General features: G+C 69.0%; 12 protein-coding genes. 4 read left to right on the top strand and 8 right to left on the bottom strand.

The genetic code is table 11. The features are described from left to right. Window position 1: 1 nt before the first annotated feature. A complete protein-coding gene (locus MOX01_RS07495; RefSeq protein ID WP_141369123.1) occupies window positions 2-793 on the bottom strand; it encodes a helix-turn-helix domain-containing protein in 792 nt (263 codons plus the stop codon). Window positions 794-880: 87 nt separating this feature from the next. Between MOX01_RS07495 and MOX01_RS07490 the strand changes: the two genes are divergently transcribed. Beyond that, the gene (locus tag MOX01_RS07490) at window positions 881-1,423 is read left to right on the top strand and encodes a VOC family protein (protein WP_046749648.1); all 543 of its coding nucleotides are present in this window, start codon (window positions 881-883) and stop codon (window positions 1,421-1,423) included. On the opposite strand, the gene MOX01_RS07485 is transcribed toward MOX01_RS07490, so the two are convergent. The 4 genes from MOX01_RS07485 to nhaA all read right to left on the bottom strand — a co-directional run bounded on the left by MOX01_RS07485 (window position 1,392) and on the right by nhaA (window position 5,533). Continuing rightward, window positions 1,392-2,213, bottom strand: coding sequence for an SGNH/GDSL hydrolase family protein (locus MOX01_RS07485; RefSeq protein WP_230977836.1), 822 nt, complete (start codon window positions 2,211-2,213; stop codon window positions 1,392-1,394). The two genes, MOX01_RS07490 and MOX01_RS07485, sit on opposite strands and share 32 nt — an antisense overlap. An 81-nt stretch (window positions 2,214-2,294) precedes the next feature. After that, window positions 2,295-3,545, bottom strand: a complete 1,251-nt coding sequence (hisS, locus tag MOX01_RS07480) for a histidine--tRNA ligase (protein WP_218028588.1) — start codon at window positions 3,543-3,545, stop codon at window positions 2,295-2,297. A gap of 84 nt (window positions 3,546-3,629) precedes the next feature. Further along, complete coding sequence (locus MOX01_RS07475; RefSeq protein WP_082682688.1) at window positions 3,630-4,235, bottom strand: nucleoside triphosphate pyrophosphohydrolase; 606 nt, start codon at window positions 4,233-4,235, stop codon at window positions 3,630-3,632. A 128-nt stretch (window positions 4,236-4,363) separates the two neighbouring features. Continuing rightward, window positions 4,364-5,533, bottom strand: a complete 1,170-nt coding sequence (gene nhaA / locus MOX01_RS07470) for a Na+/H+ antiporter NhaA (protein WP_058632510.1) — start codon at window positions 5,531-5,533, stop codon at window positions 4,364-4,366. A 106-nt stretch (window positions 5,534-5,639) separates the two neighbouring features. On the opposite strand from nhaA, the gene MOX01_RS07465 reads away from it, so the two are divergent. Both MOX01_RS07465 and gdhA read left to right on the top strand, forming a co-directional pair. After that, entirely contained in the window at window positions 5,640-8,333 is a 2,694-nt protein-coding gene (locus MOX01_RS07465; protein WP_141369121.1) for a phosphoenolpyruvate carboxylase, read from the top strand. A 132-nt stretch (window positions 8,334-8,465) separates the two neighbouring features. Beyond that, window positions 8,466-9,836: an NADP-specific glutamate dehydrogenase gene (gene gdhA / locus MOX01_RS07460; RefSeq protein ID WP_141369119.1), complete on the top strand. Its 1,371-nt coding sequence runs from the start codon at window positions 8,466-8,468 to the stop codon at window positions 9,834-9,836. 64 nt (window positions 9,837-9,900) lie between these two features. Here the strand turns inward: gdhA and MOX01_RS07455 are convergent, their stop codons facing one another. The 3 genes from MOX01_RS07455 to MOX01_RS07445 form a co-directional block, all read right to left on the bottom strand. After that, window positions 9,901-11,328, bottom strand: a complete 1,428-nt coding sequence (locus tag MOX01_RS07455; protein WP_227750923.1) for an APC family permease — start codon at window positions 11,326-11,328, stop codon at window positions 9,901-9,903. Window positions 11,329-11,487: 159 nt separating this feature from the next. Beyond that, window positions 11,488-14,517 (bottom strand): aminotransferase, encoded by a 3,030-nt coding sequence (locus tag MOX01_RS07450; protein WP_170224170.1) that lies wholly within the window; start codon window positions 14,515-14,517, stop codon window positions 11,488-11,490. Then, on the bottom strand, window positions 14,514-15,137 hold the full coding sequence (locus MOX01_RS07445; protein ID WP_141369117.1) for a gamma carbonic anhydrase family protein: 624 nt from the start codon (window positions 15,135-15,137) through the stop codon (window positions 14,514-14,516). Before MOX01_RS07445 ends, MOX01_RS07450 begins: the two co-directional genes overlap by 4 nt. Before the next feature lie 806 nt (window positions 15,138-15,943). On the opposite strand from MOX01_RS07445, the gene MOX01_RS07440 reads away from it, so the two are divergent. Next, window positions 15,944-16,867: a hypothetical protein gene (locus tag MOX01_RS07440; RefSeq protein ID WP_141369115.1), complete on the top strand. Its 924-nt coding sequence runs from the start codon at window positions 15,944-15,946 to the stop codon at window positions 16,865-16,867. The last annotated feature ends 35 nt before the right edge of the window (window positions 16,868-16,902 follow it).

The raw sequence follows: 16,902 nt of genomic DNA, 5'->3' as shown, positions 1-16,902 counted from the left end.
GTCAGCCCCGCGCCTGGGAGCGGTACATGCGCGGTGCGATGCCGAGGACCGCCTGGAAGTCGCGCGTGAGATGCGCGTGATCCGCGTAGCCGAGCTCGGCGGCGATCGAGGCCAGGTCGGTCTCCGGGTTCTCTCGCGCTCGCTGCGCCGCCTCCTGCAGCCGCCGACGTCGGATCATCGCGGCGGGCGAGAGCCCCACGTGGCGGTGGGTCATCCGCTGCAGGGTGCGCACCGAGACGGCCAACCTCGTGGCGGCCTCCTCGGGGGTGAGCGCGGCGCCATCGCCCATCAGGACGTCCATGAACGCGTTGGCCCGGCGTGCCGGTTCGCCGACCGGCCCCGCACGATCCTCGAGCCACTGAGAGAAGGCCTCGACCGCCCGCTCGCGTCGCCCCTCGCCCGAGCTCATCGTCGACACGACGGCAGCGCGCAGCGCGCCGGTACCGCTCCCGTCGTCGAGTTCCCACTCGTCGTCGACGAGAGACGCCGGATCGTCGATCAGCACGGCGACCGCTGCCGGACGCAGCAGCGCCCCGACGGCCCAGCCGCTCCCCCGCAGATCGCGGTACGACGCCCGCGTCGTCGCTCCGGCGAGCGTGACGGTGTTCGCGTCGACGACCAGGTTCAGCGCCGGATACGCCACGATCTCCTGCCGTGACGAGCGCCCAGGCTCGATGTCCCACTCCGGGATCCAGAACCACTCCACCAGCTCCGCGGCTGCCGGCGGCGGTGGCAGCCGGTGGAACTGCGGAAGGCGAGCGGGGTAGAGCACCCCGCGGGTCGGGTTCACCATCGGCCCAGCGTAGGCCCCGACGCCGACAGGGCGAGGCTGTCGCGGATCTTCAAGCCGCCGCCGCATCGCCCGTTCTACCGTGGCGTCATGAGCACAGACCACACCACGACGCACACCCCCACGGCCGGCGCGAACGGCACGTACACGACGAACGGGCGCCCGCACAGCGCCACCTCGCTCACCCCCTTCCTCGCCATCCCCGACGCGAAGCAGGCCATCGCGTTCTACCGCGACGTCTTCGGGGCCAGAGTCGTCGACGTGACCGAGTTCGGCGGCGTGGTCGCGCACGCCGACCTGGACTTCGGCCTCGGCCTGCTCCAGCTCGGGGAGCCCAATCCCGAGTACCACCTCGTGCGCTCCCCCGGTGGCGACGACGACTGCTACTCGATGGGGCTGTACGTCGCGGACGTCGATGCGGTCGTCGAGAAGGCGGTCGCCGCGGGAGCGACCGTGCGCGAAGCACCCGCACCGTTCGTCTCCGGTGATCGCTTCGCCAGCATCCGCGATCCGTTCGGGGTGCGCTGGTCTGTGATGACGCGCGTCGAGGACATCTCGGACGAGGAGAGCAGTCGTCGAGTGGCGGAGTGGGCGGCGTCGTTCAGCGGGTCTCCTGCGGACGAGGCGAGCTGAGCGACCGCTCCGCCGCGCGGCACACCGCCGGAAGCAGTGCCTCGGCCGTACGGCGGTAGCCCAGGGCGCTCGGGTGGAAGCGGTCGAGGCTGAACATCGCCTCGGGCTCGTCGAAGAACATCGGACCCACCGCTCGACGCAGATCGACCGGCTCCGCGCCCGCCCGCCGCGCCGTCTCGTCCTGGATCTCGGCCAGGCGGCGCGACAGACCGGAGGCGATCCGCCGCAACGGCTGCGGCACGGCGCGGAGCGCGCCCAGGTCGGGACACGTGCCGACGACGACCTCGGCATCCATGCCGCGCAGCCTGCGGATCGCCTCATGCAGATGCTGTGCCGACAGCGCAGGAGGCAGTCGGTGCGTCACGTCGTTGCCGCCGACGACGATCACGGCGACGTGCGGAAGATATCCCTCGGGGAGCGCATCGAACTGGCGCGGCAGATCGGGAGACTCCGACCCTACGACGGCCACCGTGCGCAACCGCACCGGTCGCTGCAACCGGCGCCCCGTCGCCTTCGCGAGCCGAGCGCCGAGAGTCTCCTTGCGGCGCTCGGCACCGAGACCGGCCGCGATCGAGTCGCCGAGCATCAGCAGCTCGAGCGGCTCGCCGCTGAGGGACCGGCGCCAGACACGATCCGCGTCGAGGGAGTGCTCCCCCAGCGGCTTCCCGATCCGCCGTCGGGCGAGCGCGGCCTGCTGCACCAGCACGACGCGGACGACCCCGAGGACAATGGCCAGAGCGGCACCCGCCAGGACGATGCGGACGACGAACGCGGTGCCGATGCGACTCACCCCACGATTGCACCCCGTCGGCGTGAACGCGGCGTGAACGCGCATCGGCCCGGGAGGTTCCGGATGCCGGCCGCAGGAGGCTCAGGACAGGGGCTTGAGCTCCAGGTCTGCGGCACCGGCGGACACGATCGCGAACGAGGTGTAGCCGTCGACCGCCGAACGCTCGAGCAGCGCCTTGACGTTCTTGGTGCGGCGCTCGAGTCGGACCCTGGCGCCGTCCGCGATGAGCGCGGCCTTGTGCGTGACGAGCTCGTGCACCGGAACGTCGGCGTCGTGGATCAGCACGACCGCGTTCGTCGTGACGTCCGACTCCTCTGCGATCAGGTCGACGAGGCGCTCGAACCCGAGCGAGAAGCCCACCGCGGGCACCTGCTGCCCGAGGAACCGGCCGATCATGCCGTCGTAGCGTCCGCCACCGCCGAGGGAGTAGCTGACGGACGGATGCGCGAGTTCGAAGATCGTGCCCGTGTAGTACCCCATGCCGCGCACGAGGAACGGGTCGAAGACGAGCGGGATGTCGGACTGTCCCCGTCCCGCAGCCACGGCCTCGCCGATGCCGACCAGGTGCTCGACCAGGTCGGCCGGAGCTCCGTCGGGCAGCGCCTTGCGGATCTGCCGCTCGCCGAAGGGGTTGTACTCCAGCGTCTGCGGGCGGCGGAGGAAGGCGTCGAACGCGTCGGCGGCTGCGGTCGATGCGCTGCGCTCACGGAGCTCGGTCGCCACTCCCTCCGGACCGATCTTGTCGAGCTTGTCGATCGTGATGAGCACGCCGGGACGCTCCTCGGCGGTGAACCCGAAGCTGTCGAGCATCCACTCCAGCACCCGGCGATCGTTGATGCGCACGGTCGCCCCGTCGAGGCCGAGGGCGTCGACCGCGTCGAGCGAGGCGACCATCAGCTCGGCCTCGGCGCGTGCGGTGTCGTCCCCCATGATGTCGATGTCGCACTGCACGAACTGGCGGTAGCGGCCCTTCTGCGGGCGCTCCGCCCGCCAGACCGGTCCGATCTGGATCGAGCGGAAGACGGTCGGCAGTTGACCGCGGTTGCTCGCGTAGAAACGCGCGAGCGGCACCGTCAGGTCGTAGCGGAGGCCGAGGTCGGAGAGCGCTGAGGGGTCGTCGGCGGCGGCGCGGATCGCGTCGGCATCCAGGCCACGGCGGAGGATGTTGTACGAGAGCTTCTCGTTGTCGCCACCGATGCCGGCATGCAGACGGTCGTACTCCTCGACGACGGGCGTCTCGATCTCGTCGAATCCATGCGCGAGATAGCGCTCGCGGATGACGGAGAGCACACGCTCACGGCGGGCCTTGTCGGCGGGGAGGATGTCGCGCATGCCGCGCGGCGGGTTCACGGTAGCCACGGTTCCATCTTTCCAGGTCTGCCGACTCGGTCGTGCCGGGATGGGGTCGCGCCGGGATCAGCGCGCGGCTTCGGCGGCGCGCACGTCGTCTTCCAGCGCACGCAGCCGCTCGCGGAGGGCGCGCTCGGCGTCCCACCCCTGCTCGCGGGCGGTCGCCACCAGCGCGAGGAGCGCGTCCCCCAGCTCTTCCTCCGAGGCGGGGGCGGCGGCAGAGGCGACCCGCTCGACGGGCACTCCTGCGCCGATGGCACGCCCGGCGATCTTCTGCGCGAGCGCGAGCGCCGGCATCCCGCGCGGCACTCCGTCGAGCACGCTGCGTCGGGTGCGCTTCTCCGCGGCCTTCGCGGCGTTCCAGTGCACCAGCACCTGCTCGGGAGTCTCAGCCACCTCCCCGGCGAACACATGCGGATGACGACGCACCATCTTCTCCGTGAGCGTCTGCGCCACGTCGTCGATGTCGAACGGATCGTCCGGGTCCTGCGCGGCGATCGCCGCGTGGAACAGCACCTGCCAGAGCAGATCCCCCAGCTCCTCGCGCAGGTCGTCGCGAGAGCCGACCTCGACGGCATCGATCACCTCGTGCGACTCCTCGATCAGATAGGGCACGAGGTCGCGATGCGTGATCTGCTGCGACCACACGCAGCGCTCCCTGACCGCGCGCATGGTCTCGGCAGCCTCGCGCAGCGGGTCCTCCCCGGGCGAGCGGACCTCGGATTCAACGCTCACGGTTCCTCCTTCTCCCGATGACCGGATCACGACGACCGATCACGGCGACCGATCACGACGCGCGATCACGACGATGCGGATGAGAGCCGACGGTACCAGCGCGCACGCAGCGACACGATGATGCCGGAGAGCACCAGCGCGATCAGCGAGCCCACCAGCACACCGAGGATCGCCTGATCCCTGATGCCGCCGTCCTCCGCGAAAGCGAGGTTCGCCAACAACAGGGACACCGTGAACCCGATGCCGCCGAGAGCGCCGGCCGAGAGGATGTCGGCGAACGGCAACGCCGGGTCCGATCCCTTCGGGCGGATGCGCATCGCGATCCAGCCGAACAGCGAGATGCCGATGATCTTGCCCACCGGCAGGGCGACCACGATCGCCCAGAATGCCGGGGACAGCTGCGTGATCGAGACGGCGGGGATCACGACGAACGCCGCGACGAAGGCGAACAGCGGCAGGATCGCCCCGTTCACCGTCGGCTCGAGCGCGTGTCTCGTGCGCTCGGCGGGGACGGGTGCCATCACGAGTCCGAGCAGCACGCCGGCGATCGTCGCGTGGATGCCGGAGGAGGCGACCAGACCCCAGGTGACGACGCCGACCAGGACCATGGCAACGGCGATCAGGGGGTGGCCCTTCGCATGCAGGAGTCGGCTCAGCGCCCAGAACACGGCCACGCCCACGATCGCGAGTCCGAACAGCAGCCACTGCACATCGACGGCGAACAGCACGGCGATGAAGACGATCCCGATGATGTCGTCGAGGATCGCCAGGGCGAGCAGGAAGACGCGCACCCGGGACGGGAGTCCCTTGCCGAACATCGCCAGCACCCCGAGCGCGAAGGCGATGTCGGTCGCCGTCGGGATGGGCCAGCCCGGTGCCGTGACGCTGTCCCCACCGGCGATCAGCAGGTAGACCGCGATCGGGACGAGCACTCCTCCGGTGGCCGCGATGGCAGGCTGCACCGCCTTGCGCGGGGAATCGAGTTCACCGTGGGTGAGCTCGTGGCGCAGCTCGATGGCCACGACCAGGAAGAAGACGGCGAGGAGACCGTCGGACACCCAGTGCGCGATCGACAGGTCGAGGGCGGTGCCTGGCACGGCGATGTGGACGTCGAGGAAGGCGGCGAGCGCATCATGCGTCGGGAGGTTCGCGAGCAGCAGGCCGAGCCCGGCCGCGAGAAGGAGGAGGACGGCGGGGAACTGCTGTCCGCGGAGGGGGTTCGCTGAGATGCGCATCCCGTCCATCGTAGGTCGCGCGCGTGCCGCGCACCCGGACGGCGCGGTGACCGAGTACGTCGTCATGCGTGCAGGCGACCCCTCGCACGCGGGATACTCTCGAGGGGTGACCCCCGCACACTCCTTCTCCGAACCCACGAACACCGAGGCCATCCGCGTGATCGGCCGATTCGAGGCGGGCCAGGGCATCCCCGATGCCATGCGCACCGACGTCCGCATGCTGGGCCAGCTGCTCGGTCAGGTGCTGCGCGAGGCCGGTGGCGACGATCTGTTCGACGACGTCGAACGTCTGCGCCTCGCCACGATCCAGGCCTATGAGGACGAGACCTCGGACGCCTTCGAGCGCGCCGCGGCCATCGCCGAGTCGTTCACGGTCGCCCGTGCCGATGAGGTCGCCCGCGCCTTCACCTGCTACTTCCACCTCGTGAACCTCGCGGAGGAGCATCAGCGCGTGCGTGTGCTGCGCGAGCGCGCCGGCCAGCCGGGTCGCGAGGACGCCGCGGACACCGTCGCCACCGCATACGCGCGCCTGCGCACCGAGGTGGGCGACGACGAGGCGCGACGTCGGCTGGAGGGGCTCCGCTTTCACCCCGTCTTCACCGCGCACCCGACCGAAGCGCGCCGTCGCGCGGTGTCGTCGAGCATCCGCCGTCTGTCCGAGCTGCTCACACAACACGATGCGGCGAGCGAAGGCGGTGCGGAGGAGCACCGTGCGCGCCGGCGCATGCTGGAGGAGATCGACACGCTCTGGCGCACGGCCCCGCTGCGGTCGCAGAAGCCGACTCCGACCGACGAGGTGCGCACCGTGATGGGTGTGTTCGACGAGACGCTCTTCACCACGGTGCCGCACGTCTACCGCCGCATCGACGATGCCCTCCGCGGAGACGATTCGGGTGCGAGCGCTCCGGTGGTCCCCGCGTTCGTGCGCATCGGCTCCTGGGTGGGCGGTGACCGCGACGGCAACCCGTTCGTCACGGCCTCCGTCACGCGGGAGGCGTCGCAGATCGCGGCGGACCATGTGCTCCGCGGCCTCGAGCGCGCGCTGGGGCGCATCGGCCGGACCCTCACTCTCGCCGCCGACGACACGCCGCCGAGCGCCGAGGTCACGGCGCTCTGGGAGCGCTTCGCCCAGACGGAGCCCGACCTGGCGGCCGAGCTCGCCACCCGCTCCCCCGATGAGCCGCACCGTCGCGTGCTGCTCGTGCTGGCGCGCCGCGTCGCCGACACCCGCCGCGGAGACGGCGGCCAGCCCTACGCGCGTCCCGAGGAACTGCTCGCCGACCTGCGGGCGGTGCAGGCGTCGCTCGCGGATGCCGGCGCGAAGCGCCACGCGTTCGGCGGGGTGCAGCACCTCATCTGGCAGGTCGAGACCTATGGCTTCCACCTGACCGAGCTCGAGGTGCGTCAGCACTCCCAGGTGCACGCGAAGGCTCTTGCCGAGCTCGATGCGGGCGAAGCCGTCAGCGCACAGACCGAAGAGGTGCTCGACGTCTTCCGCGCGATCGCGGACATCCAGCACGACCGGGGTCTGCGTGCGGCCGGGCGGTACGTCGTCTCCTTCACCCAGGCAGCCTCCGACCTCGCCAACGTGCACCGTCTCGCCCGATACGCGCTCGGCGACGATGCGCCTGTGCTCGACGTCGTGCCGCTGTTCGAGACCTTCGCGGACCTCCAGGCCGCCCCGGGCATCCTCGCCGAGGTCGTGACTTTCCCGGAGTTCCGCGAGCGCATGGCCGCGACCGGCAACCGGCTCGAGGTCATGCTCGGCTACTCGGACTCGTCGAAGGACGTGGGCCCCGTCGCCGCGAACCTGGCGCTGTACGAAGCCCAGGAGAAGATCGCCCGCTGGGCGCAGGACAACGACATCGAGCTGACGCTCTTCCATGGTCGTGGCGGCGCACTCGGACGAGGTGGCGGCCCTGCCAACTCGGCGATCCTGGCGCAGCCGCCGCACTCCGTCGACGGCCGGTTCAAGCTCACCGAGCAGGGCGAGGTCATCTTCGCGCGCTACGGCGAGCCCGCGATCGCGATGCGGCACATCGACCAGGTCGCCGCGGCCACCCTGCTGGCGTCGTCCCCCACCGAGGAGGAGCGCACCAGCCGTGCGGCAGAGCGCTACGCCGAGGTCGCCTCGGCGATGGACGCGGCCTCCCGTGAGCGCTTCTTCTCGCTGGTGAAGGCCGAAGGGTTCGCATCGTGGTTCGCCACCGTGACCCCGATGGAGGAGATCGGTCTGCTCGCGCTCGGCTCGCGCCCGGCACGACGCGGGTTGTCGGTCGAGTCGCTCGAGGACCTCCGCGCCATCCCGTGGGTGTTCGCCTGGACGCAGGCCCGCATCAACCTCGCCGGCTGGTTCGGACTCGGCTCCGCCCTGCAAGCCGTCGGCGACGAGGAACTTCTCGTCGAGGCGTACCGGGAGTGGCCGCTGCTGCGCACCATGATCGACAACGTCGCGATGAGCCTCGCCAAGACCGACGAGCGCATCGCCCGCCAGTACCTCGCCCTCGGCGACCGCGACGACCTGGCCCAGCTCGTGCTGGACGAGCTCGCCCTCACGCGGCGCTGGGTGATCCGTCTCACCGGCGGCACCGGACTCCTCGAGAACAAGCCCGTGCTGCAGCGGGCCGTGCAGCTGCGCAGCCCCTACGTCGACGCCCTCTCGCTCCTCCAGCTCCGGGCGCTGCGTGCCCTGCGTTCGGCGGATCACGGCCCGACCGGCTCCGGAGCCGACGCGGAGCAGCAGCGGCTGCTGCTGCTCTCGGTCAGCGGGGTCGCCGCCGGGCTGCAGAACACCGGGTGACCCGAGCCCTCCCGCCGGGTGCGCTGACGCGGCTGTGGCCGACGCTAGAGTGAAACCTCCGCCTCACCCGGCTCTGCTTTCGCGCGCGACACGATCGCCCGCACCCCATCCCCCACCAGAAAGCCCTTCCGCGTGACCGCTACGTCTCCCGCCGACTTCCATCCGCTCGCCGACTCCGTGCAGCCCGTCTTCGACACGGTGCTCGCCCGCAGCCCGCACGAGCCGGAGTTCCACCAGGCCGTCCACGAGGTGCTGCACTCGATCGCACCCGTCCTGGAGCGTCACCCGGAATACGTCGACGGCGGCATCCTCGAGCGCCTGGTCGAGCCCGAGCGTCAGATCCTCTTCCGTGTGCCGTGGATCGACGACGCCGGGAAGCTGCACGTCAACCGCGGCTACCGCATCCAGTTCTCCTCCGTGCTCGGCCCGTACAAGGGCGGGCTGCGCTTCCACCCCTCGGTGAACCTGTCGATCATCAAGTTCCTGGGCTTCGAGCAGATCTTCAAGAACGCGCTCACCGGTCAGGGCATCGGCGGCGGCAAGGGCGGGTCCGACTTCGACCCGCACGGCCGCTCCGACGCCGAGGTCATGCGCTTCTGCCAGTCGTTCATGAACGAGCTCTACCGGCACCTCGGCGAGCACACCGACGTCCCCGCGGGTGACATCGGCGTCGGCGGGCGCGAGATCGGCTACCTCTTCGGTCAGTACCGCAAGGTCACCAACCGGCACGAGTCGGGCATGTTCACGGGCAAGGGCACCGGATGGGGCGGGGCCGAGGTGCGCACCGAGGCCACCGGCTACGGCGCGGTGTTCTTCGCGCAGGAGATGCTCGCCGTGCACGGCGACTCCCTCGACGGCAAGCGCGTCGGCATCTCGGGCTCCGGCAACGTGGCCATCTACGCGATCCAGAAGGCCACCCAGCTCGGTGCGACCGCGGTCACTGCGTCCGACTCGTCCGGCTACGTCGTCGACGACGCCGGCATCGACCTCGACCTGCTGCGTCAGATCAAGGAGGTCGAGCGCGCCCGCATCGTCGAGTACGCCAACCGTCGCCCGAGCGCCCGCTTCGTGGAAGGCGGCAGCGTGTGGGAGGTGCCCGTCGACATCGCGGTGCCCTCCGCCACGCAGAACGAGGTCTCCCTGGCCGATGCAGAGGCCCTGATCGCCAACGGCGTGCGCGCGGTGTCGGAAGGTGCGAACATGCCCTGCGTGCCCGACGCCGTCGGCGCCTTCCAGAAGGCCGGAGTGCTGTTCGCCCCCGGCAAGGCCGCGAACGCCGGTGGCGTCGCGACCTCGGCGCTCGAGATGAGCCAGAACGCCTCCCGTCAGCGCTGGAGCTTCGGCGACAGCGAGAACAAGCTCCGCGAGATCATGGGCGACATCCATGGCGCCGCCTTCGACGCCGCGGAGCGGCACGGCGTCCCCGGCGACTACGTGGCCGGGGCCAACATCGCCGGCTTCGAGCGCGTCGCCGCCGCGATGCTCGCTCAGGGCGTCATCTGACCTTCCGGTCGCGATATGTCAGCTGTTTCCACCTTTTGAGCTGACATATCGCGACCGGAGCGGGTCAACTCTCGTCGACCGGCACCTTGACCACCTTGTTGTACCCGGTCACCGCCTGGTTCTCGTCGAACGCGACGACCTTCTTGCGGAAGCCCTTGGTGATGATCGCGAGGTAGACCACCCCGATCGCGGTCCACACCAGACCGCCGCGCAGCGCGTCCTCGTGCAGGTTCGCCCACAACAGGCCGGTGAGCACCATGCCGATCCCCGGCATCACGATGAAGCTGAAGATGTCGCCCGGGGTCTTGCGGCGGCCCTTGCGGATCGCGAACCAGGCGATCACCGAGATGTTGACGAACGTGAAGGCGATCAGCGCGCCGAAGTTGATCCACGCCGCGATCAGCTCGAGCGTGAAGGGGATCGCGAGCAGCGAGATGGCGCCCACCAGCACGATGTTGAACGTCGGGGTGTGGGTGCGGGGGTTGATGTAGCCGAACGCCCGCTGCGGCAGCACGTTGTTGCGCCCCATCACCAGCAGCATGCGAGACACCGAGGCGTGCGAGGCGAGACCGGAGGCCAGGGTCGCGCAGAAACCGGCCGCGGTCAGCACTGCCATGAGCACGGGGCCGCCGACCAGGTTGCCGATGATCGGCAGCGTCGAGTCCTCGACGAACTGCATGTCGCCGCCGGGGGCGAACTCGTTCCAGTCGGGGAAACGCAGCTGCGTGAGGTAGCCCGAGATCAGGAAGATCGCCCCACCCAGCAGCACGGTGAGGAGAATCGCCTTCGGCATGATCTTCGGATCCTTCGCCTCCTCCGCGTACATGGTGACGGCATCGAAGCCGATGAACGAGAAGCACACGATCGTGGCGCCCATCAGCACCGCCCCCATGGTGGCGCCGTCGTGGAAGATCGGCGTCAGCGAGGCGACCGTGCCCGCACCGTCGCCGCGCATCAGCTGTGCGACGACCATCACGACGAACACGGCCATCACGACGATCGAGAACACCAGCAGGATCATGTTCATGTTCGAGGTGCCGCGCATCGTCAGGTAGATGATGCTCGTGACCAGGATGCAGTAGAGCACCACCCAGATCCACCCGGGGATCTCGGGGAACAGCGCCTCGAGGTAGCTGCGGATGATGAGGCAGTTCACCATCGGCAGCAGCACGTAGTCGATGAGCGAGGTCCAGCCGACCATGAACCCGAGGTTCGGGTGGATCGACTCGCGCACGTAGGTGTACGCAGACCCGGCGCTCGGGATCGCACTGGAGATCTTGCCGTAGCTGATCGCGGTGAAGACCATCACGACCAGGGCGACGAGGTAGGCCGCCGGTACGACGTTGTCGGTGTCTCGGGCGACCATGCCGAAGGTGTCGAACACGACGGTCGGCGTCATGTACCCGAGACCGAGGCCGACGATCGCCCACAGCCCGAGGTTTCTCTTCAGCGTTCCTCCACCTTGCGCGAGCGGCTTCGTCTTCGTGGCCATGGGTACTCCTCGGGGGACAGCGCATGGGTCGGACTTCGGGTCGTCCGACGCTGAGCAACAGTATGGACCGGAGGGAATCATCTGCGCTACGGCGAATTCGGTTCGAAATGCGCTTTTAACAATCGGACCGACCGCGGGATTCGAAGACCCGTCGCGCGGTCACCATCCTTCGGCGAGCACCCGATCCAGCATCGCGACGACATGGTCGGCGCTCTCCGCTGTGAGGCACAGCGGCGGCTTGATCTTCAGGACGTTGGATCTCTCGGAGGTGGTCAGCACGATCACACCGAGCTCCCGCATCCGTTCGCAGATCGCCGCGGCCTCGGCGGCCGCCGGCTCCATCGTGTCGCGGTCACGCACGAGTTCGACGCCGAGATACAGGCCCTCCCCATGCACGACGGCCACCAGCGGATGCCGATCGGCGAGACCGCGAAGCCCCTCGGCGAGGCGGGCGCCGATCACAGCGGCGTTGCGCTGCAGGTCGTCCTCGACCATGGCGTCGAGCACCGCGAGTCCGACACGACAGCTGAGCGAGCTCCCACCGGCCGATGAGAAGAACTGCCCCTGCGTCGACAACGCGTCCGCGATGCGCTTCGACGTGATCACACCGCCGATCGGGTAACCGTTGCCCATGGGCTTCGCGATCGTGACGATGTCCGGCACGACGCCTGCGAGCTCGAACCCCCAGAAGGCGGACCCCATCCGCCCGAAGCCGACCTGCACCTCGTCGGCGATGCACAGTCCGCCCGCCGCCCTGATCTGCGCATAGGCACCATCCAGGTAGCCCTCGGGGAGCACCACCCCGCCCGCGTTGCCGAGGATCGACTCGCACAGGAACGCCGCGACCTCCCGCCCCTCGCCCTGCAGCCGGTCGAGATCGCTCGCGAGGTCGGCGAGGTAGTCGGCGGCGACATCCGCCCCTCGATACGTACCGCGGAAGCGGTTGGGCACATCCGCGACGTGCACCCAGTCGGGACGCGTCTCGAGGGCGGAGGGGTTGTCGTAGGCGCTGGTGGTGACCGCATCGCTCGCCGCGGTCCAGCCGTGATACGCCTCGCGCAGTGCGACGACCGTGCGTCGTCCGGTCGCGGCCTGGGCCAGACGGATCGCGAGATCGACCGCCTCGGAGCCGCTGTTGACCAGCAGCACGGTGTCGAGTCCGCTTCCTTCCGGCATCAGGGCGAGCAGCCGTTCGCTGTATTCCGCGAGGTCGCGGAACAGGAAGCGGGAGTTCGTGGCCAGGGTGCGCAGCTGGCGGCCTGCCGCCTCCGCGGCCTTCGGATGCGCGTGACCGAGGCCGGCGACGTTGTTCACCATGTCGACATAGGTGCGCCCTGTGGTGTCGATCAGATGGTGCCGCCATCCGCGTTCGATCTGCGGAGGACGCTCGTAGTAGCGCTCCTGCGCGGAGGCGAAGATCCGCTCACGTCGCCGCAACTCCGCGGCCGCGTCGTCGCGCTGCACGAACGACGGCAGCCCGAGCAGCGGGGCGGGGTCGGCGGTAAGACGGCTCCACGCCGGGACGCGCTCGGGCGCGACGAGTGGCGCACCGTCCGCCTGACGTTCGGGAGCATCATCGCGGTGGATGCCGACGGTCAGGCGCCGCGGCTCGAATGCGGCAGCGATCCAGCCCACGGTCTCGCCGACGTCCACAGGGCGCTCGCGCCGCTCCTCCGCATCGAGCCCCGAGATCTGCAGCACCCAGTCGTGACCGTCGCCAGCACCGTCGTCGCCTGCACCGTCGCCAGCACCGTCGTCGCCAACACCGTCGTCTCCAACACCGTCGAGATCGAGGACGAGACGGGCCACCCCGCCCCGTTGCGTCACCCGCCCGCTCGCCGGAGCCGCCACCCTCACACGAGGGCCCGGAGGGAGATGCAGTTCGCACGACGTCGCCCACGTCTCCCCCGGCTCCGCCTCGTCGATGCGCGCCCGGGTGAGTCGGAACACCCCGTAGGGCAGCACCGCTACGGCGACCCCGAGCTCGATCGCCTCGGCGACCAGTTCCCGCTCCGACGTCTCCTCGAGCCAGCGTCCGCCGTCGAGGTCCGCCGACTCGACACCCGGATCGACCACGGCGACGCGACCGGTGAGATCCGGCAGGAGCGCGGCCAGAGGAGCGGCGTCAGGATCGGTCACCACATCCGCCGCATCGAAGCCGGGGCCCTCATCGACGCCGACCGTGGCGAGCACGTGCTCTGTCATCTCGACGAGCGGCAGCAGTGTCGCGGCGTCGAAGATCGCCTGCTCGCCCGCGACCCTCTCACGCGCGTAGTCGTTGTCCCCGTCGATCTCCAGCTGACGCCACCCGCTCGCGACCAGCAGGGCAGCACGCAGCACCACGAGCGGCCAGACCGCTCTCGCCTCCGTGTCGCTCAGCGGCGCATGGCGATGGAACGCGGCGACCGTCTCGAGCACCCGCAACGGCCGCTCGGGCTCGTGGTGCAGCATCGATGCCGCGCACACCGCCAGCTCGGCGACGCGCCAGCCGAGCCCGAGGTCGCCGAGGTCGAGCACCGTGCGCGGGTGCAGCCGTGAATCCTCGCCGCGCTCCCCCATCACGTTGTCGTCCGTGAGGTCGCCGTGGATCGCCTGCACGGGGAGCCGGTCGGCGAGAGGCTCGACGGCGGCATGCGCCTTGGCCGCGGCGCGCAGCACCCGTCCCCGGAGCGTGGCATCGGCGTTCGACGGCGCGAGCGCATCGATCTGCTCGTACGCGACGCGCATGTCCCACATCTGCCGACGGTCGAGGCCGGGATGATCGAGCGCCGACAGCGCGTTCACGGATGCGGCGGCCAGCGCCCCGAACTCCGCGAGCACGACGGGCGCGAGGTACCCGGCATCCACCATCGGCTCGCCCGACGCGAACTCGCTGCGCCGCGCGGCGAAGCCGTTCCAGCGCTGGGTGAGCGCGCCGTCGAGCCCCGGGAGGACCGCCGGGACCTCGACGCCTGCGTCACGGTAGGCGTCGAGCGCGACGTGCTGCGCCTCGCGCTCGTCATCGCCGAACACCGGGTTGTCGATCCGCAGCACGCTCTTCGCCCCGTCCTGCGTGGTGAGCAGGAAGTTCCGATCCTGGTTGCTGCCCAGCTCCTCCGCGGTCGCCGCGATCCCCCAGCAGTCGAGGGCGATACGCGCGGCGTCGGCCGTGCTGACGGCGGGGCGGACCAGGCCCACGTCGCCCGTCATGCGTGGGACTGCCCGCGGTGCGCGTCGAGGCTCACATCCTGCGCATGCCGTGCCAGCGAGCTGCCGTAGCGCTCCGTCAGCTGCACCATCAGGTCGGGGGTGTCCCGGTCGACCCCGAAGACGTGCCCGGGGAAGTCGAGGTCGGGCTGCGCCGCCGCGATCTCCTCCTCCCGGTCGGGCGAGAACAGCTGCACCGGATCGCCGACAGCCACCCAGCCGATCGGCACGACGGTGCCCTCAGGCAGCACCGCGCGGCGGAGCACGATCGCATTGACGCGCACCTCGCAGCGCGATCCGATCAGGGAGCCGTTGAACACCCGCGACCCCGAGGCGAGGAACGTCTCCTCCTCCACGGTCGCACCGGCGATGCTCGACAGCGTGCCGATCAGGGTGTGCGATCCGATGTGCACCGCGTTCGCCGCAGTCGCCCGGATGAGCGCGTTCTCCATGACGATGACGTGCTCACCGAGGGTGATCGCGCCTCCCTCGGCGGTGATCACGGCGCCGTGCAGCACCTGGCAGCCCGGCCCGATCTCCACGTCTCCGGAGACGACGGCGGTGGGGGCGATGACGGCGGTGTCATGGATGCGGGGGCGAGCCCCGAGGTGCTCGTACAACATGCGGCCAGACTAGTACCGCCGCCCGGGACCCCGCGCTACTCGATTCCGCAGAGCCCAACAAGCCCCGCACTCGGTTGAGCACCGCTATAAGATCGATGTGTGCGCAGTCCAGGTCGCAAGCGGCCAATCCCTCATAGCCTCGATACCGAGGTCGCACCGAGCGTGCTCGAAAAATGGGCGGATTTCGCGCAGTACGTCGGTTCTCCCGAGCACAAGTCTTACCCGTCATTCGCTGGCCCCCCTCGCCTGCGATCCGATGCGACCCAATGCCCCAAACAGTTGAATGACGCCAACCAGGTAACTGAGTGGTTGCGACGTGGCATTCTCGACGGAAACGTGAGTGCGTATCGCGACGGAGGTAATTACCCCCGCTATGTCTGGGGGTGGCACCTCGACAGGTGGTTCGAGGCACGACTTGTGAATTCAGAACAGGGCACGTACAAGGGCTATCCAGTTCGGGACGACGAAGTTCCGCCAACGTTACGGAATCGAGCATGAGTCTCTCAATCACGTTGGACTGGGACCGAGCCGACGAAGTCAAGACGCCTGAACTCCGTGAGACCTGGTGCCGCCTCCGGGTATCGGTCGATGGCGCAGTAGCGTCGTTGGTCCGGCAGCGAAACTCGCCACACGTAATCCGTGAATCCTTGGATGTGTCCGCGTATCCGTTGGCTGAGTGGATCGCGTTGAATTGGTGGGCTCTAGCCACTTCATCTCATGTTCCATCCTTCGCGGGAGTGAAACTCTCCGATGCGGGCGATGGTTTTCCGTGGCCGCCTCTTCGACTCCGGTCCGATCGTTCCCAGATGTGGGCCACTCTCGACCCGTTTATCGATGAAAGTGCGCAGGTCGAATTCCTCAGTCGTATTAGCACCGTGCTGGACTCTGAAGAGACCCTTCTGGAGCTCACTCGCTTCGTTGACGCCACCGTCCGACGCCTCGATGAAGCAGCCATCACAGGCACCCTGTTGCAAGACGAGTGGGCTGAAATCCGCCGAGCATCCGCCGAAGAGCGAGAGTTTGCAACGGTCGCCGCTGCGTGGGGGTTCGATCCCTACTCTATGGACGAGCACGTCGAACAACTGCTCCTTCAAGCGAATGCCACATTGGGCGACTCAACGCTGTTAGCAGAGTTCGCCCGAACGGGCGATCTCAGTTCACTTCCCAAAGCGGAAGCGTGGCTCAACGCGGCAGCCGCACGGTCTTTCGCCCCAAGGCAGCATGCGCTCATTGAAACCGCAGTCGAGCCTGTGCGGTCGATCCACGACACAGTGCCTTGGCGAGAAGGCTATAAAAGGGCGCGGGCGCTCCGTGAAGCGCTCGGTCTCTCCTGGTCTGAGCGTGCGCCTGTCGATGATCTTGTGGAGGTTGTGTCACTCGCAACCGCCCCACCAACCAACGTCGACGCACTCGTCCGAACCAACAGCATGATGACCGGAGCGATCGTCGCCCCGCACCTCCACGCACACTCACAACGATTCCTCGCTGCTCGAGCAATTGCTCGAAGATCGACAGAAACTGGTTACGGCGTTTCGCTGCTGACACGCGAGTCCGGGTACTCCGACAAAGTGGAGCGTGCGTTTGCCGCAGAGTTTCTCGCGCCAGCTCAGGGAATCAGCGAACTACTCGGCGGTGATTTTGGGGAAGATTCGCAACTGCAGGTTGCCACCGCACTCGGAGTAAGCCCGCTCGTGATCTCTCATCAAATTTCGAATCAGCTGGCGGCCTGAGGAAGATCAGGCACTCCTGACAACGGTTGCGCCCC

It is taken from the genome of Microbacterium oxydans (genome assembly GCF_006540085.1).
Classification (GTDB): Bacteria; Actinomycetota; Actinomycetes; order Actinomycetales; family Microbacteriaceae; genus Microbacterium; species Microbacterium oxydans.
This window is presented reverse-complemented; position numbering and strand designations above follow the sequence as displayed.